Origin of the sequence: Microbacterium oryzae, from assembly GCF_030406385.1 — a bacterium.
In the GTDB taxonomy this organism is placed as follows: Bacteria; Actinomycetota; Actinomycetes; order Actinomycetales; family Microbacteriaceae; genus Microbacterium; species Microbacterium oryzae_A.
Genome location: NZ_JAUEPM010000004.1, coordinates 73,674 through 94,781, shown reverse-complemented (window position 1 = coordinate 94,781; position 21,108 = coordinate 73,674). Strand labels below are relative to the sequence as shown.

Genomic DNA, 21,108 nt, shown 5'->3' with positions numbered 1-21,108 from the left:
GCGCGCCGCAGGGCTAGCGCGCATCGCGGGGGGCGCCCGTTGACGCGCGCACGTTGAGCGTGGGGCTCAGCGTCACGCGGTGCACGGGCCGCTCGGGATCCGCCATGCGCGCGAGCAGCAGATCCAGCGCCGCGCGTCCGAGCGCTGCGCGCGGGGGCGACACGGCGGTGAGCGCGGGAGTGAACAGCTCCGCGTACTCGTCGTCGTAGGCGATGACGGAGAGGTCGCCCGGGACATCCAGGCCGCGAGCGAGCGCGAGGTCGACGATCGCCATGGCCTCGCGGTCGGAGTGCACGAGCAGCGCCGTCACTCCGGCCGTGAGCACCGCGTCCAGCACGGCGTCGACGGCTTTCGAGAAGCCCGGGATGCTGGGGTCGGGAAGAAGCCGCTCGACGTGCTCGCTCGGAGTGAGCTCTAGCTCCCGGCAGGCGGCCGACCAGCCGGCGATGATCTTGCGCGAGGTCGGCGAGCTGCGCGAGATGAGCAGCCCCACCCTGCGATGGCCGAGATGCGCGAGATGACGCGCGGCGAGCACCGCTCCCAGTGCATGGTCGGTGGCGACGGCCTCGACAGGCGCACCGTCTCGCCCGTGCACGGCGTCGCGCTCCACGAGCACGAAGGGCACGCCCGCCGCGCCGAGCCAGGAGACGACGTCCTGCGCGTACTCGGTATCGGTGTTGGGGGCGACGACGAGGCCGGCGACGCCGTCCGCCTCGAGCATGCGCTCGAGGACCGGCCGCTCGTCCTGCAGGTCGTAGGACGTCCCACGCAGAAGCAGCGACATGCCGCGAGAACGGGCGTCCTGCTCCATGGCGCGCACGACCGCGGGCCAGTAGAAGTCGAGGGACGGCACGAGCACGCCGATCCGGCCGCCGACCGCGGTGACATCGAGGCCGGTGGGACGAGGCACGACGCCCCCGGGAGGGGGGACGGCTCCGCCGTGCACGCGCACGAGAAGGCCCTCGGACTCCATCTGCTGAAGATCCCGGCGCAGCGTGACGGCCGCGACGCCGAACTCCTCGGTGAGCTGCGACACCCTGACCGCGCCCGTGCGCGCGAGCACGTCGAGGATGAGGTCGCGGCGTGAGGCCGCCAGCGGCACCGTCTGGTCGGTCATCCCCTCGTCCTCTCGCTCGTGGATTCATCCTGACGCATCGTCACCGTCGCCGAGGACTTGCCGGAGACGTCGATCTCGATGCGCCGCAGTGACCGACCCCACACGTCGGAGAGCATGGGGTCGTCGAGCAGACGCTCGGTGACGGTGGCGGGGGCGGCGCCATGCCACTCGATGAGAACAGGCGTCGCCGCATCCAGCGGGCGCACGAGCGCCCGGCCGGCCGCCAGCTCGATCTCGCCCGCGATGATCAGCCGGATCTGCGTGGCGTCCGCGCCATCGCCACTCGCCGCGTCGTCGTCGCTCCACGACCACTCGTCGCGCACCGTCACGGACCCGCCCTCGTGTCGAACGCTCCGGCGCCACGAGGAGAGCGCCGGAGCGTCGTACGCGGCGGCGAGGTCCAGGACGAGTTCGTCGACGCCGGTCTCCTGTCGCACGGACAGGAGCTCAGCCGCATGTGCGCGCCCCGCTGCCTGCCCGGCGCCGCGCACGAGGGGCACGCTGTGCCATTCGCTCTGCATCGGCCACAGCGTGTACCGCTCGGCGCCGAAGGTGCGGGCGTCATAGGTCGGGCGGCCCGCGTCGATCACGACGGGGACGCCGTCGGAGGCCACGATCACGCTTCCGACGTCGTTGTGGTTGTGGCTCTCGGCATTGTGGCCGCCCTTGGCGACCACCGCGAGGCCTCGCGGCGAGCCGGCGTGCGGCCGGGCGATCAGCATCTGCGTGGACGGCAGCCAGACCGACCGGGGGAGCGGCGCGGCGCTTCCCCGCGCGCTCAGCCATGCCGGATCGGACAGCGCCCGCAGCAGGCGCCCGAGGCCTTCGGTCGCGTCGGCGGCCGGGCGGCTCGGGTCCCGGTGGAGAGCCGCGAAGGCCTCGGCCTCCGCGTCGTCGGCGCGACGAGCGGCTCGGTGCAGCGCATGCCATGGTCGAGACTCGTCGGAGCGCGCCTGTCCGTCCGCGGCGTTCACGAACCAGTCCCCGCCCAGGTGCATGCGGTGAGGGAAGGCCACGGTCTCTCGCAGCGAGGGGATCTGCGCGACGGGGTCGAGGTCGGTGGCATGCGCGAGGATATCGAGTGCCTCGAGCAGCCGGCACGCGCCGTTCCACCAGTACCCGTAGCCCTCGTCGATCGCGCCGTCGCCGGGGAGGGACGCGACGTAGCGGTCGAGCCCCTCGACGACGAGCGCCACGATGCGCGCGCGGACATCGCTCTCGTCATCGCCGTCGAGCAGACGCAGAGCCGCGACGAGGACGTTGCCGTGGATCCAGGGATTCCAGTTGTGGACGTGGCCGTCCAGGCCGAGCCAGTGCCAGTCGCGGCGGCCGAGGAACGGCTCGAAGATGCGCCTGCGCGCCTCGCGCCGGATCCGACCCCGCACTCCCGGATAACGCGCGTCGAGAGAGCCGCCGAGCAGGTGATCGAGCCATGCCAGCTGACCGACGACCTCTCCGGCGCCGAGGTCCAGGTACGGGTCCTCCACCGTGGCGAGTACGGCGCCGTGCCGCGCGAAGGTGTCGTCATGCGCAGGCCAGCACCACGAGCTCTGCTCGCACAGCATGATGACTCCGTCCACCGTCTCGTCCAGCCAGCGCTCCTCGCCGGTGGCGGCGGCCAGCACGGCCACGCGGGTGAGGCGATGCTGGCGCGCGAACGCGGGCGTCTCCCACGCGACGCGGTCGCCGTCGCCGTGGAAGCGCGCGGCGTCATGCGCGCGCGGCTGCGGCCAGGGGGTGTCGGCCTCGCCCTCGGCGCGTCCCAGCAGGTGAGCGAGCGTGACCGCATCGGGGGCCCGATCGAAAGCGGGCGCGAGAGGCAGAGCGTCGACGGGGGCTGCCAGCCGCGCGGCGAGCGCTGCGGCGAGGTGCTCCTCCGCGACGCCCGCCTCCGCGGCGAGCTCGCGCGAGAGAGGGCCGCGGAAGGGCGGCGCCTCGGACGTCTTCGTCATCATCGATCTCCTCCGGAAGCGGCCGGCGGCCAAATCGATCATAACCGATCAGGACCGTGCAACTAACGTTTGAATCGACCGGAACTGATTGATACGCTCCTGATCGTTCGCCACAGGTCGTCATTCGAAGGAGAATCCGTGACCGCTCACGCCCCCTCGTCGCCGAGCGCCTCCGACTGGAGCCGCGGTGCTTGGACGGCGTACGCCGATCGCCTCCTGAAGGGCGCTATGGCCTGGGCCTCGCCCGGCCGCGCTCGCATCACGCCTCCCGGAGCCTCGGGCGGCTACGGCCGGGACGTCGACGGCCTCGAGGGGTTCGCCCGAACCTTCCTCCTCGCCGGCTTCCGCATCGCGGGCGAGCGAGGAGAGGGCGTGGACGCTCTCATCGACTTCTTCGCCACCGGCATCCGCACCGGCGTCGACCCGCAGGCCCCGGACCGATGGGTGCGTCTGGAGGAGCACGCGCAGGCGAAGGTGGAGGCCGCCTCGATCGCGCTCATCCTGGACATGACGCGCCCCTGGATCTGGGCACGTCTCGATGAGATCACCCAGCAGCGCGTCATCGACTATCTGGCTCCCGCCGTCGGCGACGACACCTATCCGCGCACGAACTGGCTGTGGTTCCGCCTGGTCGTGCAGACCTTCCTGCGCTCGGTGGGTGGCCCGTGGTCGGCGGAGGACGTCGAGGCCGACCTCACACTGCACGACTCGTTCATCCGCGCCGACGGCTGGATGTCGGACGGCGAGGAGCGCTCGTTCGACCACTACGTCGGCTGGGCGCTGCATCTCTACCCCGTGCTGTGGGCGCGCATGCAGGGTGCGGACGAGCTCGCGAAGGGCAGGACCGCGAAGGACGTGGCGGCCCTGGACCGCTTCCTCGTCGACGCCCGGCATCTTGTCGGCGCTGACGGTTCGCCGCTCCTCCAGGGCCGCAGCCTCATCTACCGCTTCGCGGCGGCCGCGCCGTTCTGGGTCGGCGTGCTCGCCGAGGTCCCCTCCCACTCCGCGGGCGCGCTGCGCCATGCCGCCGATCGCATCGTGTCGCACTTCGCCGGTCACGGCGTCCCCGACGCCCGCGGGCTCCTCACGATGGGCTGGCATGACGAGTGGCGGCCGCTGGCCCAGTCGTACTCGGGGCCGGGCTCGCCGTACTGGGCCGCCAAGGGGCTCCTCGGCATCGCGCTCCCGGCCGACCATCCGGTGTGGACGGCTCCGGCTGAGCCGCTGCCGGTGGAATCAGCGGACTTCGTCCGCGCCATCGCGGCTCCGGGGTGGGTGGCGGCGGGAACCGCGGCGGACGGCATCGTCCGCGTCGTCAACCACGGCACCGACCACGCGGCCGCAGGCGCGCTCGTGGGCGACTCGCCTCTCTACGCGCGCCTGGCCTACTCCACGGCGACCAGCCCCCTCCTCGACGAGCGCGGGTGGCGCGAGCCGCTCGAGCAGTCGGTGACCCTGGTGGACGCAGCAGATGCGACGCACCGTGCGGCGATGGAGCTTCTGGATGCACGTGTCGTCGACGGCCTGGGCGTCGCGGCCTCGACGTGGCGCGCGCACACGCTCGCCGTCGACGAGCGACAGCAGCGCCACGGCTCCGGCCTGGTCGGGGCTGCGTCCGTGGTCGGGCGCCTGACGGTCGTCTCGCTCGTCCGCGGCGCCACGGAGGTGCGGCTCACCCGCCTCGACGACCTCGCTCCCGGCACCGAGATCGCCGACTGGCGGCTGCGCTGGGGCGGATGGCCCGTGGCGGGCGATGCGGTCACCTCGCGCACCGCGTCGGCTCCGGACACGCTGGCCGAGGTGCGATCGGGTGACGTGACGAGCACCCTGCGCGCGCTGTCCCACCGCGCGAGCGCTGACGTCGAGGTGCGGGAGGGCGCGAGCCCCCTCGGCCCCACGAGCGGGGTTCCCGTGCTCGAGAGCGCGGCCCGCGCGGGCGAGTGGTTCGCGGTCGAACTCGTGCTCGCCGCCGAGCCGCAGCTTGCTGCCACCGTCGCCCTGGCCGACGACAGCGTCGACATCACCTGGCCCGATGGCGTCACGACGACCACGAGCCTCACAGACATCCGCTCGGCGCAGCCCGCGCCGCGGTGACCCCGAGAAGACCCCCCTGCAGCAAAGGAGCAGCATTCTCATGAAGCGCATCATCATCGCCACCGCGGGCATCGCCGTGGGCGCCGTCGCCCTCGCCGGGTGCAGCGGCGAGGCGGAGCCGACAGAGGCCGACGGACCCGTCACTCTCACCGTCTCGGGCTGGAGCGTCGACACGACGCCGGAGTTCCAGCTCCTCGCCGACGGATTCGAGGCGGACCACCCCGACGTGACCGTCGAGGTGGTCGACTACGACCCCGTCGAGTACAACACGCTCCTCACGGCGGACCTCGCCGCCGGCAGCGGCCCCGACATCATCACGCAGAAGGAGGTCAAGTACGTCAACACCTTCCAGGAGGGCGGGCAGCTCCTGGACGTGTCCGACGTCGAGCTTCCCGACGGGATCGGCGGCGCCGAGTCCTTCGAGGTGGACGGCACCTCCTACGCCGTTCCCTACCGCCAGGACTCCTGGGTCCTCTTCTACAACAAGGCTCTCTTCGATCAGGCCGACATGGACTATCCGGACGGCTCCTGGACCTGGGATGACTACTCGGCCGCTGCCGAGGAGCTCACCACCGCCCTCGCCGACGCCGGCGCCGCCAAGGGCACGTACCAGCACGCCTGGAAGTCCACCGTGCAGGGCTTCGCGACGGCGCAGACCGAGGGCGCGGACCTTCTGAGCGGCGAGTACGACTACTTTGCCCCCTACTACGAGCGCGTGATCGAGCTGCAGGACGCCGGCGCGCAGGAGGCGTTCAACACCGTCACGGCGAACCAGCTCACCTACCAGGGCGAGTTCGGCAAGCAGCACGCCGCGATGCTCCCCATGGGCACCTGGTTCGTCGCCACGCTGCTGGCTCAGCAGGAGTCGGGCGAGGCGGACGACTTCGAGTGGGGCATCGCGCCGATCCCGCAGCAGGACTCCTCGACCACCGGAATGGACGCGACGCCCGTCACCTTCGGCGACCCGACCGGCTTCGGCATCAACGCCAACATCGACGACGCGAAGGTCCAGGCGGCCAAGGACTTCCTCGCCTATGCGGCGAGCGAGGAGGCCGCGACCGCGCTGGCCGAGATCGGGATCACTCCCGCGCTGCTGAGCGACCCCGTCATCGAGGCGTACTTCAGCGTCGAGGGCGCGCCCCAGGACGAGCTGTCGAAGTTCGCCGTGCAGACGCACGAGACGCTCCCCGAGAACCCGACCTCGAGCAGGACCGCGGCCGTGCAGAACATCCTCGACGACATGCACTCGGCCATCCTGTCGGGGTCCACGGATATCGATGCCGCGATCACCGAGGCCGAGCAGCGTGTGGCCAACGAGGTCGGCACCGAGTAAGCCACCCCGTGTCTCACTTCCCGCGGGGAGGGCGCACGTCCTCCCCGCGGGGAGTGAGACATGACAGGAGGAGAACCATGACAGTCACCACGGAACCGCCGGTCCGGGTCGCGGCGGCGCCGCGGCCCCGACGCCGGCCATCCCGCCTGCGGATGCGCAACACCCTCCTCGGGTGGAGCTTCATCCTGCCGAACTTCCTCGGCTTCGCGACGCTCACGCTCGTGCCCGTGATCGTGCTGTTCTACATGTCGATGACGAACTGGAACATCTTCGGCACATCGACCTTCGTGGGGCTGCAGAACTTCCAGCGGCTGATCGGCGACGGCAGCTTCCGCACCGCGTTCGGCAACACGCTGTACTACTCGGTGCTGCACATCCCGCTCACGATCGTCGTGTCGCTCGGGCTCGCGCTGCTGCTCAACAACAAGCTGCGCGGGGTGGCGTTCTTCCGCACCGCGGCGTTCTTCCCCTACATCACCTCCATCGTCGCGATCGCGCTGGTGTGGAACCTGCTGTTCAGCCCCGACTACGGCCCCATCAACGAGATGCTGCGGTTCGTGGGCATCTCCGAGCCGCCCGGATGGCTGACCTCTGCCCAGTGGTCGATGCCCGCCGTCGTGATCATCAGCACCTGGCGCGACATGGGCTACTACATGGTGCTCTTCCTCGCCGCGCTGCAGACGGTGCCGCGCGAGCTGCACGAGGCAGCACGCATGGACGGGGCCGATGTCTTCCAGCGGTTCCGCAACGTCACCCTGCCGTGCCTGCGGCCGACGATGTTCTTCGTCACGGTGATGCTGACGATCAACTCCTTCAAGATCTTCGATCTCATCCTCGTGCTCACCAACGGCGGGCCGGGTCAGTCCACGACCGTGATCTCCCAGTTCATCTACCGGAAGGGGTTCCAGGAGAACGACTTCGGCTACGCCTCGGCGGCGGCCGTCGTGCTGTTCCTCCTGTGCATCCTCGTGACGATCGTGCAGTTCCTGTGGAACAAGCGGAAGGAATCGTGATGAGCGAGACGATGACCCTGGTCACGCCGCCCCGCCGCCGCGAGCGCTTCGGCATCGAGCCGAATCCGCGCTCGCGCCCCGCGGGTCGCGGTCGCAACACGGTCGGGCGAACGCTGCTCTACGTGGTCCTCATCATCGCGGCGGTCGCCATGCTCACGCCGTTCTTCTGGATGATCATGAGCTCGCTGAAGGACGCCAACTCGGTCTTCTCGGTGCCGGTGCGCTGGCTGCCCGAGGTGTTCGTCTGGGACAACTACGTCGACATCTGGACGCGCTCGGACATCCTCACCTGGATCCGCAACACGCTCGTCCTCTCGGTCACCGTCACGGCGCTGCAGGTGCTCACCGGGTCGTTCGCCGCGTACGGCTTCTCGCGCATCCGCTTCCCCGGCCGGGATGCGCTGTTCCTCCTGTATGTGGCCACGATCGCCGTCCCGTGGCAGTCGTACATGATCCCGCAGTTCATCCTGCTCTCCAACGCGAACGTCGCGAACACGCTGTGGTCGATCATCCTGCTGCAGGCGTTCGGCGCGTTCGGGGTGTTCCTCATGAAGCAGTTCTACGAGACGGTTCCCGAGGACCTCTCTGAGGCCGCCAGACTCGACGGCCTCAGCGAGTACGGCATCTGGTGGCGGATCATGCTGCCGCTGTCGGTGCCCGCCATCGCGAGCCTGTCGCTGCTGACCTTCGTCAACACGTGGAACGACTATCTCGGGCCGCTCATCTACCTCCGCGACCCCAGCCTGTGGACCATGCAGCTCGGCCTCAACAACTTCGTCGCGAGCCTCTACGACGTGGACTACGGCGTGCTGTTCGCCGGACTGGTCATCTCCGTCGTCCCGATCGCGGTGGTCTTCCTCCTCGGGCAGCGGTTCTTCGTCGAGGGCATCGCGACCAGTGGCATGAAGGGCTGACGATGAAGCGCATCCCCCACAGCGCATACGCGACCCTCTTCGGCGTCGTGCACCTCGCGCTGGGCGTCAATCTGGCGCTCGCCGTCCTCGCCCTGCCGCTCATCGTGCTGCTCGTGACCACGGATCCGTCGCTCTCGTGGCCGCTGCTCGCTGTGGCCGCGGCGCTGGCGGGCCCTGGTGTCGCCGCCGCCTTCGGCACCTTCCGTGCACACGCGGACGGCGAGAGCGCGGTGCTGAGCGTCTTCCTGCGGTCGCTGCGCACGATGTGGCGCCGAGCGCTTGCCCTGTCGGCTCTGGTGGTCGCCGTGCTCGTCGTCGCCTTGGTCGACGTGTTCGTGCTCGTTCCCACCGGCGCCGGTGCGATCGCCGCACCGCTGCTGATCGTCGTCGCGGTGCTCGCACTCGCTGCGGGCATGGTCGGGATGGTCGCACTCGCGGAGGACCCGCGCGCGCGCCTGCGCGACGTGGTCCGGGTGGCGACCGTGCTCGCGGTTCGCCGTTGGCCCCTGACCATCGCATCGTTCGCGGTCATCGCAGTGCAGATCGCCGTGATCACGGCCGCTCCCGCCCTCGGCATCGGCCTCACCGCTGCCGCCTGCCTCTACGTCGTGTGGGCGGGCGGGCGCCACACCCTGCAGCCGGCGCTGCAGACGGCGGAGGTCTGACGTGTCGACCGCTCCCGAAGGGCCATCCATGAGCTCCGTTCCCTCGGCACCCTCCGCGGCCGAGCCGCGCCGCCTCCGCGTGCTCAGCGCTGTCGGCTCGGGTGCCTTCACCCCCCAGTCCGAGGCGCATCTCGCGCGACGGCTCGCCGAGCACGGTGAGCTGCTGGCGACGGTCGACGGGTTCTCGACGCCGTCCGAGCGCGCGGCGCTCGCGGCGGCCGAGGTGCTCGTGACCGGGTGGCGCACGCCGCGCATCGACGAGAGCGTGCTCGACGCCGCACCGAACCTCCGATGGATCCTCCACATCGCGGGGTCCGTGAAGGAGCAGCTCTGCGCCGCTGTCTGGGATCGCGGCATCCAGGTGACCTCTGCCGTCGACGCGAACGCGGTCCCGGTCGCGGAGTTCACTCTCGCGGCCATCCTGCTGGCGAACAAGCGGGTCATCGAGATCGCGCGAACCTACCGGGAGCGGCGGGCGTCCGTCGATCAGGCGGGCCTCGGGGTCGTCGGGAACTACCGCCGGACCGTCGGGATCGTCGGCGCTTCGCGGATCGGACGGCGCGTCGTCGATCTGCTTCGGCCGTTCGATCTCGAGGTGCGGCTGTTCGACCCGACGCTGTCCGATGAAGAGGTGCGCGCGCTCGGCGCGACGCCGGCGTCGCTGGAGGAGCTGTGCCGCACGTGCGATGTCGTCTCTGTGCACGCGCCGTCGCTGCCAGCCACCCACGGGCTCATCTCGGCCGCCCACATCGCGTCGATGCCTCAGGGCGCCACCCTCATCAACACCGCACGCGGTGAGATCGTCGACCAGCACGCGCTCACTGCGCGTGTCCTGAGCGGAGACCTCCATGCCGTCCTCGACGTCACTGTCCCGTGGGTGCTGCCGGAGGACCATCCCCTCTACGACCACCCCCACGTGCTGCTGACCCCTCACATCGCGGGCTCCGTCGGCACCGAGGTCGATCGCATGATCGACGCGCAGATCGACGAGCTGCGTCGGATCTCGATCGGAGAGGCGCTCGCTCATCCCGTGCGGGCGGAGACGCTCGTGACGGCGGCCTGACAACCGGTCGAGGCGATCGTCGACGAGACCGTCTGAGTCGATCTCCCACCTGAGGGGGATGAGAATGTCGCCGGTCGGTGGGATCCTGTCGAGGTGCTCCTGAAGCTCCTCATCCGCTACCTGCGGCAGTACCGCTGGCTGCTCGTCGGCGTCCTCGTCTTCCAGTTGGCCTCGGCGCTCGCCGCGCTGTACCTGCCGACGCTCAACGCCGACATCATCGACAACGGCGTCGCGCGCGGCGACACGGGATACATCGTCCGCACCGGCCTGTTCATGCTGGCGGTGTCGCTGGGGCAGATCCTCGCGTCGATCGTCGCGACCTTCTGCGCGGCGCGCGCGGCCATGAGCGCCGGGCGCGACATCCGCCGCGACGTCTTCGGCAAGGTCAGCGGCTTCAGCGAGCGCGAGGTGTCGCAGTTCGGCGCCGGCTCTCTCATCACGCGCAACACCAACGACGTGCAGCAGATCCAGATGGTGTCCATGATGAGCGCCACGATGCTCGTCCAGGCGCCGATGCTCGCGATCGGCGGCATCATCATGGCGCTGCGTCAGGACGTCGGCCTGAGCTGGATCCTCGCGGTCTCGATCCCCGCGCTGCTCCTCATCGCGGGGCTCATCATCGGCCGCATGGTGCCGCTGTTCCGCGCCTACCAGCAGAAGCTCGACGGAGTGAACCGCATCATGCGCGAGCAGCTGACCGGCGTCCGCGTGGTGCGCGCCTTCGTGCGCGAGGACATCGAGGAGGATCGCTTCCGCACGGCCAACACCGACATCATGGTGGTCGGGCGCAAGGTGGGGTCGCTGTTCGTGCTGATGTTCCCGCTCGTGATGCTCGTGCTCAACGTCACGATCGTCGCGGTGGTGTGGTTCGGCGGCATCCAGGTCGACGCCGGCGAGACCCAGATCGGCACGCTCTTCGCCTTCATGCAGTACGTCGGTCAGATCCTCGGCGGCGTCATGATGGCGAGCTTCATGACGATCATGATCCCGCGGGCCGCGGTCTCCGCCGATCGCGTCGGCGAGGTGCTGGCGAGCGAGTCCACGCTCGTGCGCCCCGCGAACCCGGTGACGGAGTTCCCGCGGCGCGGCGCGGTGCGGCTGCAGGACGTCGCGTTCACCTACCCGGGCGCCGAGGCGCCCGTGCTCGAGGGCGTGAGCTTCCAGGCGGGGCCGGGCGAGACGCTCGCCGTCATCGGCTCGACGGGATCGGGCAAGACGACGCTCGTCTCCCTCATCCCCCGGCTGTTCGATGTCACGGCGGGCGCTGTGGAGGTGGGCGGCGTCGACGTGCGCTCGGCCGATCTCGAGCGGCTCTGGAAGACCATCGGCCTCGTACCGCAGCGGCCGTTCCTCTTCAACGGGACGGTGGCGAGCAACCTCCGCTTCGGCCGGGAGGACGCGACAGACGAGGAGCTGTGGCGCGCGCTCGAGATCGCGCAGGCGAAGGACTTCGTCGAGGAGATGCCGGATGGCCTGGAGTCGCGGATCGCGCAGGGCGGCACGAACGTCTCCGGGGGGCAGCGCCAGCGGCTCTCCATCGCCCGGGCGATCGTGCACGCCCCCGACATCCTCGTCTTCGACGACTCCTTCTCAGCGCTCGACCTGACGACCGACGCCCGGCTGCGGCAGGCGCTGTGGCGCGAGCTGCCGCACGTGACGAAGATCGTCGTCGCGCAGCGTGTCTCGACGATCACCGACGCCGACCGCATCATCGTGCTCGACGGCGGGCGGATGGTCGGGTCCGGCACCCACGAGGAGCTCGTCTCCGAGAACGAGACCTACCGCGAGATCGTCGATTCGCAGCTGGGAGTGGAAGCGTGAGCGAGAAGACGCAGCCGACCGCCGACGAGCAGGCGGAGCTGGAGCTCGCCGAGCAGGCCCGTCAGGCTTCCGGCGACTGGGGATCGGTCGCGCCGGGGAAGGCCGCGGAGTTCGGCAAGAGCTTCGCGCGGTTCGTCGGGCTCCTCCGTCCGTACGCATGGGTGTTCGCATTCGTGTCTCTGCTGGGCGCGATCGGCGTCGTGCTCGCCGTCATCGCGCCGAAGGTGCTCGGCGAGGCCACGAACATCGTGTTCGAGGGCGTCATCTCCTCGACGCTGACGGGACAGTTCCCGGCCGGCGCGTCGCAGGCCGAGGTCGTCGCGGCGCTGCAGGCGGCGGGGGAGGATGAGCTCGCCAACCTGGTCGGCGCGATGGAGCACTTCCGGCTCGGCGCCGGCATCGACTTCGACGCCCTCCGCGTGGTCATCGCCTGGGCGCTGGTGATCTACGTGCTCTCGTCGCTGCTGCAGTGGGTGCAGGGCTACGTCATCAACGTGATCATGGTCCGCACGATGTTCGGTCTCCGCGAGGACGTCGAGCGGAAGATCAACCGCCTGCCCCTGGCGTACTTCGATCGCGTGCAGCGCGGCGAGCTCATCTCGCGCGTGACGAACGACATCGACAACATGACGCAGACGCTGCAGCAGGCGCTGTCGGGGGCGATCACCTCGCTGCTCACCGTGGTCGGCGTCCTCGTCATGATGTTCTCGATCTCGTGGCAGCTCGCGCTCGTCGCGCTCGTGGCCCTGCCGCTCATCGCGTTCGTCATGCTCGTCATCGGGCCGCGCTCGCAGAAGGCATTCCAGACGCAGTGGACGAAGGTCGGCCGTCTCAACGCGCGCGTCGAGGAGTCGTTCTCCGGCCACGCCCTCGTGAAGGTCTTCGGTCGCGAGAGGTCGATGAGCGAGTCGTTCCAGGAGGAGAACGAGGAGCTCTACCAGGCCGCCTTCAGGGCGCAGTTCCTCTCCGGCGTGATGATGCCGAGCATGCAGTTCATCGGCTCGCTCACCTACGTCGGCATCGCGGTGCTCGGCGGTCTCATGGTCGCCAGCGGTCAGCTGCGCATCGGCGACGTGCAGGCGTTCGTGCAGTACTCCCAGCAGTTCACCCAGCCGCTCACGGAGCTCGGGGGCATGCTGCCGCTCGTCCAGTCCGGCACCGCCTCGGCTGAGCGCGTGTTCGCGCTGCTGGACGAGGACGAGCAGGAGCCCGACGACGAGCAGGCGCCGGCGGTTCCGGACGGCCGCGGCGTGATCGAGTTCCGCAACGTCGCGTTCTCGTACTCGCCGGACAAGCCCCTCATCCGCGACCTGTCGTTCCGCGTGGAGCCGGGTCAGACCGTGGCGATCGTGGGCCCGACGGGCGCCGGCAAGACGACCCTCGTCAACCTCGTGATGCGCTTCTACGAGCTCGACGGCGGCGCCATCCTCCTCGACGGACAGGACATCTCGCGGCTGACCCGCGCCGACGTCCGCTCCCGGACCGGCATGGTGCTGCAGGATCCCTGGCTCTTCGCCGGAACCATCCGCGAGAACATCCGCTACGGGCGCGCCTCGGCGACCGACGAGGAGATCACGACGGCCGCCCGCGCCACCTACGTCGACCGCTTCGTGCACTCCCTGCCGGATGGCTACGACACAGTTCTCGACGAGGACGCCGCCAATCTGTCCGCCGGCGAGCGGCAGCTCGTGACCATCGCGCGCGCGTTCGTGCGGCGGCCGAGCGTGCTGATCCTCGACGAGGCGACGAGCTCGGTCGACACCCGCACGGAGCTGCTGCTGCAGCAGGCGATGGCCGCGCTCCGGGAGGGGCGCACGTCGTTCGTCATCGCGCACCGGCTCTCGACCATCCGCGACGCGGACCTCATCCTCGTCATGGAGCACGGCGACATCGTGGAGCAGGGCACGCACGACGAGCTCATCCGACGGCAGGGCGCGTACTGGCGGCTGTACCAGTCGCAGTTCGAGCACGCCGCGGTGGACCTCGACGAGGAGGTCGCGGCGCTCGCAGACGCCGAGGACACGCCCGCACAGGGAGCAGCGCCCGTGCCGGTGACAGCCAGCCCGGCACCCGTCGTCGCGCCGACCGCGCAGGTGGTCGACGCGGCAGACGAGGCGACCGAGCGCTGATGGCTGAGATCGCGCCCGTTCCCGATCTCGTCGTCGGGGCGGATGGCCTGGCCCGGCCGCTGTGGGCGGCATCCGACGAGCTGCTGCGCGCCTACTACGACACCGAGTGGGGGATGCCGATCCGAGACGAGACCGGGCTCTTCGAACGGCTGAGCCTCGAGGCGTTCCAGTCCGGGCTCTCGTGGGCGATCGTGCTGCGCAAGCGCCCGGCGTTCCGCGAGGCGTTCGCCGGATTCGATCCCGACGCGGTCGCCGCGTTCGGCGACGACGACGTGGAGCGGCTGCTCGGCGACGCGCGCATCGTCCGCAACCGGGCGAAGATCCTCGCCACGATCGGGAACGCGCGCGCCACGATCGCGCTGCGGGAGGAGGGCGGGCTCGCCGACCTCATCTGGCGGCACCGGCCATCCGAGACTCCGGTCCCGACGACCCTCGCAGACATCCCCACGACGTCGCCGGAGTCGGTCGCGCTGTCGAAGGCGCTGAAGGCGCGCGGCTTCCGCTTCGTCGGCCCGACGACGATGTTCGCGCTCATGGAGGCGGTGGGCATCGTCGACACGCACCTCATGGGCAGCCATCGCCGCGGCACGAGCGGGGTCTGGTCCGCTACTTGACGGCGCCCTCGATCATGCCCTTGATGAAGTGCCGCTGCAGGATGACGTAGAGCACCACCACGGGCAGGGCGACGAGGATGGCCCCCGCCGCGAGGAGCGCGGTGCCCTGCGTGTACTGCCCCTGGAAGAACGCCAGCCCCAGCGGAGCGGTGCGCACCGCGCCGTTCGGCGACATGACGAGCGGGATGAGGAACTCGTTCCACGTCCACATGAAGGTCAGCAGCACGAGGGTGAGGATGGCCGGGCGCCCGATGGGGACGAGGATCTGCCACAGGATGCGCCACGACCCGGCGCCGTCGAGGCGCGCCGCCTCGATGAGCTCGCGGCTGGCGCCGCGGAAGTAGGTGCGCATCCAGAACGTGCCGAAGGCGATCGACATCGCGATCTGCGGCAGCGCGACGCCCCAGATCGTGTTCGTGAGGCCGAGCGAGCGCATGTCGAAGAACATCGGCACGATGAACGCCTCCGTCGGCACCATGATGCCGAGCAGGAAGAGGTAGAAGAAGGCGGTCGCGCCGCGGAACGACATCGCTCCCAGCGCGTAGCCCGCGAGGATCGACGCGGTCACCGCGACCACCACGACGATGGCGGCGACGGAGACCGACGTCGTCATGTACTGCCCGAAGCGGCCGACCTCCCAGGCGCGGGCGAAGTTCTCGAAGTGGAGGCCGCCGCCCGACGAGAGGCGCTCGGGGCCCAGCGCCAGCGTCACGATCACGCCGATGGGGGCGAGGATCACCAGCGCGAAGCCGATGAGGATGACGTAGTTCGCGGCCGTCTCGAAGCGGGACACTCTCATCGGCGCTCTCCGATCATGTTCACGACGGCGTTGATGAGGAACACGATGACGGTGAGGACGATGCCGACCGCGGCCGCGGCGCCCACTTCGCCGATGGTGAAGGCCAGGCGGTACACCTCGTAGCTCGGCACCGTGGTCGAGGTGCCGGGCCCGCCGCTCGTGGTCACGTAGACCAGGTCGAACGTCTTCAGGGCCGCGACGATCGTGAGGGTCAGCGCGACCGTGATCTCACCGCGGACCGAGGGGAGCGTGATCGCGAGGAACTCGCGGACCGCACCCGCGCCATCCAGCCGGGCCGCCTCGTACTGCTCGCGGGGGATCCGCGCCATGCCCGCCATGAGCAGCACCGTGACGAGCCCGGTCGACACCCAGGTGCCGATGAGCCCGACCGCCGGCAGCGCCCAGTCGTAGTCGCCCAGCCACGCGCGGGCGAGCGAGTCGAGGCCGATCGCGCCGAGCGCCGAGTTGAGCGGGCCCTCCGGCGCGTAGATCTGCCGCCAGGTCACCGCGATCACCACCATCGCGATGACCTGCGGCAGGAAGACGATCGTCCGGAAGAACCCCAGGCCGCGCACGCGCGCGCGGGTGAGGAGCGCCGCCAGCACGAGGCCGAGCGCAAGCGGCAGCACCGCGAAGAACACGATGAGGACGAGCGCGTGCGCGAAGGCCTCCCGCAGCTGCGCGCTCTGGAAGACGGCCGCGTAGTTGTCGAGACCGACGAAGGTCGACGCACCGAGGCCATCCCACTCGTACAGCGAGAACTGCGCGGCGCGCCCGAGGGGGACGAGCAGGAACAGGCCGTACAGGAGCAGAGCAGGGGCGAGGTAGGCGTACGGCAGCCAGCGCCGCCGCGTCACGCGGGCGGGGGGTCGCCTGGCCCTCCGCCCGGTGACGATCGCGACGGTGTCTGTCATCCGCCGGCGGTGAAGTCGCTGTAGTCGGCTTCGAGCGTCTCGGTGAACTCCGCCGGGGTCACGCGTCCGTCGATCAGGTCCTGCAGGGCCTGCCCGAGGGTGTCGGCGAAGGTCGGCGTCGCGTAGTCGAGGTACGGGAGTACCGCGCCCGACTCGGTGACCTCGCCGAACGTGGCGAACACGTCGGCCTGCACGCCGGAGTCCGGCGCGTGCTCGGCGGTGTCGTTCACCGGCAGGTTGCCGGTCTCGGCCAGCACGTCCATCGCGTCGTCGCTCGTGAGGAAATCGATGTACGCGGCGGCGGCGTCCGGATTCTCCGAAGCCGAGGTGATGGCGAAGGGCAGCCCGGTACCGCCCGTGGTGGCCTTCGTCCCGTCCTCCTTGGCCGGCACGAAGAAGCCGACGTCGTCGCCCATGGCATCTTCGAGGTCGGCAGCCAGCCAGGAGCCGCCGATGAGGAAGACGCCGTCTCCCGCCGCGAGCGACTGCCATGCCGCGTCGTAGTCGGTGCCGTTGACGCCGTCGTTGAAGTAGCCGTCCTCCACCCAGCCCTGCATGTGGGCGGCGGCCTCCTCGTTCTCGGGCGTGGTCCAGCTCGCGCCGGGGTTGCCGAGGCCGAGGTCGGTGATCTCCTCGGCGTCGACGAGCGACCCCTGCAGCGGTCCGAAGACGTGCAGCGCCGGCCACTTCTCGATGTTGCCCAGCAGCATCGGCGTCTCGCCGGCGTCCTTGGCCGCCTGGAGCGCCTCCTCGAACGCGGCCCAGTCCTGCGGCACGTCGAGGCCGAGGCCCTCGAGCTTGCTCTTGGAGTAGAAAACGCCGACGACCTCGCCGACCTGCGGCAGGCCGTACAGGTTGCCCTCGCCGAACTCCGTCGCGTCCTCGCTGTACGTCGAGTACTGGAGGATCGATGGCGAGTACCGATCGAACCAGCCGTAGGCGTCGGCGTAGTCGTCGAGCGGGCGCAGCTGGCCGGCCTCGACGAACGCGCCCATGGTGTTGCGGCCGTTGTTCGCCTGCACCACGTCGGGGGCGTCGTCGTCGGTGATCGCGAGGCGGAGCGTCGTGGCGAGGTCATCGAACGCCTGCGAGTTGCGCTCGATGGTGATGTTCGGGTGCTCCTCCATGAAGGCGGCGTTCAGCTGCTCGATCTGCTCGTTCTGGCCGCCGCGGACCTCCTGGTCCCAGACGCTCAGGGTGACGTCGCCGAGCTCGTTGACGTCGGTGGAGACCTCGCCGGCCGGCGACTCCTCGGCGGGCGCCGTGCTGTCGGCGCCGGGGGCGCAGGCGGTGAGGCCGAGCGCGAACGCCGCGCCGACGGCGCTCACGGCGACCATGCGGTGATGACGGTGCATGTCATGTTCCTCTCAGGGTGTGCGCCTCAGCTCCGAAGCGCGCGAACGGGAAGCGCCGGTCGGCGCGGTGGGGCAGGGGATGGGGGATGTCGGCGAGCAGGTCGTCGACGAAGCCGTAGCGCGGGTCGGCGTGGGCGGCGCGCCAGTCGGCGATGTCGCCCCAGCAGGGGCTCGCGCTGGCGCCGCCCAGCTGCTCGACCGACAGCGCGGAGCACAGCACCGCGAACGCGACCGCGTCGGCGAGGGGGAGCTCGCGCAGGACTCCGAAGGCGAGCGCGGCCTGCAGGACGTCGCCGGCGCCGGTCGTGTCGCGCGCCGTGACGGCGACGCCGGAGACATCCGCGGTCTCACCCGTGGCCGCATCGATCGCGTACGCCCCCGCCGCGCCGCGGGTGACCACGACGAGCGGCACCCGGTCGGCGAGCGCGCGTGCGGCTCGCTCAGGGGAGTCCGCCCGCGTGTACGCGGCGGCCTCGCGCTCATTCGGGGTGAAGGCGAAGCAGGCGTCGAGCGGGTCGAGCAGCGAGGCGTCCCAGGTGCCGGCGGGGTCCCATCCCGCGTCGGCGAACACGCGCGCGCCGTCCAGCGCCGCGTGACGCCACCAGGCGTCGCCACGAGCCTCGGCGTCGGCACGGCGGAGAGCGGGGAGATCGGCGAGGATGGCGTGCGCACTCACCCCGCTCGCGAGCGGGTCGAGCGCGGGAGCGGGGTCCTCGCGCGTGACCATCGCGCGATCGCCGTCGTGCGCGATCGACACCGTGAGCGGCGTCTCCCATCCGGCCGTCACCGTGCTGGGGGCGAGGTCGATTCCCTCCACGTCGGCGAGAACGGTGCGGCACCAGCGGCCGTGGACGTCGTCGCCCAGGGCGGTGGCGAGAGCGGTGCGGAGGCCGAGGCGAGCGGTCGCCACCGCCAGGTTCGCGATGCCACCGGGGCTCGTGTCGAGGTGCGAGGCGAAGACCTCGGTGCCCGGAGCGGGACCCGCATCGAGCCCGCCGAGGACGAGATCGAAGAACGTCGGGCCGGCGAGGAGCACGTCATGCGTCGGGGTGATGTCCACGTCGCCGCTCCTTCCTGCCCGGCGGTCGAGCGCCGCCACGGCGCTTTCCGAGTGCGCCCGCTCCTACTGTCCCGCATGCGCAGTGCTGCGCACAAGTGCTCGTATTCGCGTGATCATGACTGCTAGCATGGCGCGCATGCTGACGGCGACGAGGCAGGCGAAGATCCTCGAGCGAGTGCGCGCGGGCGGCGAGGTGCGGGTGGAGGACCTGGCGGTCCATTTCGGGGTCTCGCCCTCGACCATCCGGCGTGACCTCAACTCCCTGGACGCAGACGGACTCCTGCGGCGTGTGCGCGGGGGAGGCAGCGTCGAAGCCGACCGCGTGCCGTTCCGGGATGTCGCCGCGCACCAGAGCGAGGAGAAGGCCGCGGTCGCGGAGCGAGCGGCCGAGCTCGTCGCGGATGGCGACGTCGTGCTCATCGATATCGGCACCACGACCGCGCTCCTCGCCGAGCGGCTGCGGGGGCGCCGCATCACCGTGATCACGGCGAGTCTCGCGGTCATCGACGCGCTCCGGGACGACGACCTCGTCGAGCTCATCGTGCTGGGCGGCGCGCTGCGGAAGAACTACTACTCGATGGTGGGCGCGCTCACCGAGCAGGCACTCGCGCAGATCCGCGCGACGATCTGCTTCCTCGGCACGAGTGGCGTGCGCGCCGACGGCTCGATCGCGGACACGACGGGAATGGAGGTGCCGGTGAAGCGCGCCATGATCGCGTCCTCGCAGCGGGTGGTGGTGCTTGCGGACCGGGCGAAGTTCCCCGGCACCGGGCTGCTCGGCGTCTGCGGGCCGGAGGAGCTCTCGACCGTGGTGACGAACTCCGGGGCCGACCGCGCGACGTGCGATCGGCTGCAGCAGGCGGACGTGGAGGTGCTCTTCGCATGAAGCTCGTGATCATCGGCGGCGGCGGATTCCGCATCCCGGGCGTCTACGAGGCCATCGCCGCCGACGATGCTCCGGTCCGCATCGACGACCTGGTGCTGTACGACGTGTCGGCGGACCGGCTCGAGACCATCCGGCGTGTCGTCGACGCCCTGGCGCCGCGGTTCGCGCACGCGCCGCGGGTGACCGCGAGCACCGACCTCGCCCACGCCCTCGCCGGCGCGGATTTCGTGTTCAGCGCCGTGCGGATCGGCGGATCCGCCGGACGCGTGACCGACGAGCGCGTCGCGCTCGGGCTCGGCCTGCTCGGCCAGGAGACCATCGGTCCGGGCGGCCTCGCCTACGCCCTGCGGACGCTCCCCTTCATGACCGACCTTGCCCGGACCATCCGCGAGGTCGCACCGGATGCCTGGGTGATCAACTTCACGAACCCCGCCGGCATCGTGACCGAGGCGATGCGCGCGGTGCTCGGCGACCGCGTGGTGGGCATCTGCGACACCCCGATCGGGCTCATCCGCCGCGCGCTGCAGGCAGTCGGGGCGACGGCGGGGTCGGAGGTCTCCTTCGACTACGTCGGACTGAACCATCTCGGATGGCTGCGCGGGCTCGTCGTGGACGGTCGCGATGCGCTCCCCGGACTGCTGGCGTCGGACGCCGCCCTCGAGGAGATCGAGGAGGCGCGCCTCATGGGGTTCGACTGGGTGCGCGCGATCGGCGCGCTGCCGAACGAGTATCTCTTCTACTACTACTTCGCGCGCGAGGCGCGGGAGCGCATCCGGGCGGCGGCGGAGACCCGCGGTGAGTTCCTGGATCGTCAGCAGTCGGCGTTCTTCCAGGAGCCGGGGACGGATCCGCTGGCGTCGTGGCTGCGCGTGCGGCACGAGCGCGAGGCCAGCTACATGGCCGAGAGCAGGGAATCGGACGAGGAGCGGCATGCGGAGGACGTCGACGGCGGCGGATACCAGCGCGTCGCACTCGACCTCATGGCGGCGCTGGCGACTGGGCGGTCCGCGACGATGATCCTCAACGTCCGCAACGGCGGAAGCGTTCCGCAGCTGCCGGAGGACGCGGTCGTCGAGGTCGGCTGCCGAGTGGACGCGGATGGGGTCCATCCGCTGCCGATCGCGCCCCTCTCGTCCGAGATGCTCGGCCTCATCGCGCCCGTCAAGGCCGCTGAGCGCCTGGTGATCGCCGCTGCGCGCGAGGGATCCCGGTCGCTCGCCTGGCGTGCGTTCGCCGCGCATCCGCTGGTCGACTCGGTCGCGGTCGCCGAGCAGCTCCTCGCCCGGTATGCGGCGAAGTTCCCGGAGATCGACCGACTGCTCTGCTGACGTCGTCGAGGTCGTCGTCGGATGGCATGGGTCCAGTCCGGCGGACGAGTG

The 21,108-nt window shown here is 70.5% G+C and carries 17 protein-coding genes; 11 read left to right on the top strand and 6 right to left on the bottom strand.

The window, feature by feature from the left end:
- Positions 1-13 precede the first annotated feature (13 nt).
- Together QWJ90_RS07995 and QWJ90_RS07990 are read right to left on the bottom strand one after the other, a co-directional pair.
- The gene (locus tag QWJ90_RS07995; protein ID WP_290107170.1) at positions 14-1,117 is read right to left on the bottom strand and encodes a substrate-binding domain-containing protein; all 1,104 of its coding nucleotides are present in this window, start codon (positions 1,115-1,117) and stop codon (positions 14-16) included.
- Complete coding sequence (locus QWJ90_RS07990) at positions 1,114-3,069, bottom strand: heparinase II/III domain-containing protein (protein ID WP_290107169.1); 1,956 nt, start codon at positions 3,067-3,069, stop codon at positions 1,114-1,116. The genes QWJ90_RS07995 and QWJ90_RS07990 overlap by 4 nt, the downstream gene beginning before the upstream one ends.
- Positions 3,070-3,207: 138 nt before the next feature.
- Between QWJ90_RS07990 and QWJ90_RS07985 the strand changes: the two genes are divergently transcribed.
- From QWJ90_RS07985 to QWJ90_RS07945, 9 genes are all read left to right on the top strand, one after another.
- The gene (locus tag QWJ90_RS07985; protein ID WP_290107168.1) at positions 3,208-5,163 is read left to right on the top strand and encodes a DUF2264 domain-containing protein; all 1,956 of its coding nucleotides are present in this window, start codon (positions 3,208-3,210) and stop codon (positions 5,161-5,163) included.
- Between the two features lie 40 nt (positions 5,164-5,203).
- Entirely contained in the window at positions 5,204-6,496 is a 1,293-nt protein-coding gene (locus tag QWJ90_RS07980; protein WP_290107167.1) for an ABC transporter substrate-binding protein, read from the top strand.
- Positions 6,497-6,573: 77 nt separating this feature from the next.
- Positions 6,574-7,509, top strand: coding sequence for a carbohydrate ABC transporter permease (locus QWJ90_RS07975; RefSeq protein ID WP_290107166.1), 936 nt, complete (start codon positions 6,574-6,576; stop codon positions 7,507-7,509).
- On the top strand, positions 7,509-8,423 hold the full coding sequence (locus QWJ90_RS07970; RefSeq protein ID WP_290107165.1) for a carbohydrate ABC transporter permease: 915 nt from the start codon (positions 7,509-7,511) through the stop codon (positions 8,421-8,423). The genes QWJ90_RS07975 and QWJ90_RS07970 overlap by 1 nt, the downstream gene beginning before the upstream one ends.
- Before the next feature lie 2 nt (positions 8,424-8,425).
- Complete coding sequence (locus tag QWJ90_RS07965) at positions 8,426-9,088, top strand: ferredoxin-NADPH reductase (RefSeq protein ID WP_290107164.1); 663 nt, start codon at positions 8,426-8,428, stop codon at positions 9,086-9,088.
- A gap of 28 nt (positions 9,089-9,116) precedes the next feature.
- Positions 9,117-10,151, top strand: coding sequence for a hydroxyacid dehydrogenase (locus tag QWJ90_RS07960; RefSeq protein WP_290107163.1), 1,035 nt, complete (start codon positions 9,117-9,119; stop codon positions 10,149-10,151).
- 93 nt (positions 10,152-10,244) lie between these two features.
- Positions 10,245-11,972 (top strand): ABC transporter ATP-binding protein, encoded by a 1,728-nt coding sequence (locus QWJ90_RS07955; RefSeq protein ID WP_290107162.1) that lies wholly within the window; start codon positions 10,245-10,247, stop codon positions 11,970-11,972.
- Positions 11,969-14,101, top strand: coding sequence for an ABC transporter ATP-binding protein (locus QWJ90_RS07950; protein ID WP_354670425.1), 2,133 nt, complete (start codon positions 11,969-11,971; stop codon positions 14,099-14,101). Before QWJ90_RS07955 ends, QWJ90_RS07950 begins: the two co-directional genes overlap by 4 nt.
- Entirely contained in the window at positions 14,101-14,715 is a 615-nt protein-coding gene (locus QWJ90_RS07945; protein ID WP_290107161.1) for a DNA-3-methyladenine glycosylase I, read from the top strand. Before QWJ90_RS07950 ends, QWJ90_RS07945 begins: the two co-directional genes overlap by 1 nt.
- On the opposite strand, the gene QWJ90_RS07940 is transcribed toward QWJ90_RS07945, so the two are convergent.
- The 4 genes from QWJ90_RS07940 to QWJ90_RS07925 are packed head-to-tail and all read right to left on the bottom strand — an operon-like array spanning position 14,708 to position 18,843.
- The gene (locus QWJ90_RS07940; RefSeq protein WP_290107160.1) at positions 14,708-15,514 is read right to left on the bottom strand and encodes a carbohydrate ABC transporter permease; all 807 of its coding nucleotides are present in this window, start codon (positions 15,512-15,514) and stop codon (positions 14,708-14,710) included. The genes QWJ90_RS07945 and QWJ90_RS07940 overlap by 8 nt on opposite strands.
- Positions 15,511-16,428 (bottom strand): carbohydrate ABC transporter permease, encoded by a 918-nt coding sequence (locus tag QWJ90_RS07935; RefSeq protein WP_290107159.1) that lies wholly within the window; start codon positions 16,426-16,428, stop codon positions 15,511-15,513. Before QWJ90_RS07935 ends, QWJ90_RS07940 begins: the two co-directional genes overlap by 4 nt.
- Positions 16,425-17,783, bottom strand: a complete 1,359-nt coding sequence (locus QWJ90_RS07930; protein ID WP_290107158.1) for an ABC transporter substrate-binding protein — start codon at positions 17,781-17,783, stop codon at positions 16,425-16,427. The genes QWJ90_RS07935 and QWJ90_RS07930 overlap by 4 nt, the downstream gene beginning before the upstream one ends.
- A 1-nt stretch (position 17,784) precedes the next feature.
- Entirely contained in the window at positions 17,785-18,843 is a 1,059-nt protein-coding gene (locus QWJ90_RS07925; RefSeq protein WP_290107157.1) for a carbohydrate kinase family protein, read from the bottom strand.
- A gap of 136 nt (positions 18,844-18,979) precedes the next feature.
- Between QWJ90_RS07925 and QWJ90_RS07920 the strand changes: the two genes are divergently transcribed.
- Positions 18,980-19,729 (top strand): DeoR/GlpR family DNA-binding transcription regulator, encoded by a 750-nt coding sequence (locus QWJ90_RS07920; RefSeq protein ID WP_290107156.1) that lies wholly within the window; start codon positions 18,980-18,982, stop codon positions 19,727-19,729.
- Positions 19,726-21,057, top strand: a complete 1,332-nt coding sequence (locus QWJ90_RS07915) for a 6-phospho-beta-glucosidase (RefSeq protein WP_290107155.1) — start codon at positions 19,726-19,728, stop codon at positions 21,055-21,057. Before QWJ90_RS07920 ends, QWJ90_RS07915 begins: the two co-directional genes overlap by 4 nt.
- Positions 21,058-21,108: the final 51 nt, after the last annotated feature.

What these genes read in the sequence shown, in the direction of transcription:
- QWJ90_RS07995 (WP_290107170.1), bottom strand. Translation starts at nt 1,117, where the DNA reads ATGACCGACCAGACGGTGCCGCTGGCGGCCTCACGCCGCGACCTCATC.
- QWJ90_RS07990 (WP_290107169.1), bottom strand. Translation starts at nt 3,069, where the DNA reads ATGACGAAGACGTCCGAGGCGCCGCCCTTCCGCGGCCCTCTCTCGCGC.
- QWJ90_RS07980 (WP_290107167.1), top strand. Translation starts at nt 5,204, where the DNA reads ATGAAGCGCATCATCATCGCCACCGCGGGCATCGCCGTGGGCGCCGTC.
- QWJ90_RS07975 (WP_290107166.1), top strand. Translation starts at nt 6,574, where the DNA reads ATGACAGTCACCACGGAACCGCCGGTCCGGGTCGCGGCGGCGCCGCGG.
- QWJ90_RS07970 (WP_290107165.1), top strand. Translation starts at nt 7,509, where the DNA reads ATGAGCGAGACGATGACCCTGGTCACGCCGCCCCGCCGCCGCGAGCGC.
- QWJ90_RS07965 (WP_290107164.1), top strand. Translation starts at nt 8,426, where the DNA reads ATGAAGCGCATCCCCCACAGCGCATACGCGACCCTCTTCGGCGTCGTG.
- QWJ90_RS07960 (WP_290107163.1), top strand. Translation starts at nt 9,117, where the DNA reads ATGAGCTCCGTTCCCTCGGCACCCTCCGCGGCCGAGCCGCGCCGCCTC.
- QWJ90_RS07945 (WP_290107161.1), top strand. Translation starts at nt 14,101, where the DNA reads ATGGCTGAGATCGCGCCCGTTCCCGATCTCGTCGTCGGGGCGGATGGC.
- QWJ90_RS07940 (WP_290107160.1), bottom strand. Translation starts at nt 15,514, where the DNA reads ATGAGAGTGTCCCGCTTCGAGACGGCCGCGAACTACGTCATCCTCATC.
- QWJ90_RS07935 (WP_290107159.1), bottom strand. Translation starts at nt 16,428, where the DNA reads ATGACAGACACCGTCGCGATCGTCACCGGGCGGAGGGCCAGGCGACCC.
- QWJ90_RS07930 (WP_290107158.1), bottom strand. Translation starts at nt 17,783, where the DNA reads ATGCACCGTCATCACCGCATGGTCGCCGTGAGCGCCGTCGGCGCGGCG.
- QWJ90_RS07920 (WP_290107156.1), top strand. Translation starts at nt 18,980, where the DNA reads ATGCTGACGGCGACGAGGCAGGCGAAGATCCTCGAGCGAGTGCGCGCG.
- QWJ90_RS07915 (WP_290107155.1), top strand. Translation starts at nt 19,726, where the DNA reads ATGAAGCTCGTGATCATCGGCGGCGGCGGATTCCGCATCCCGGGCGTC.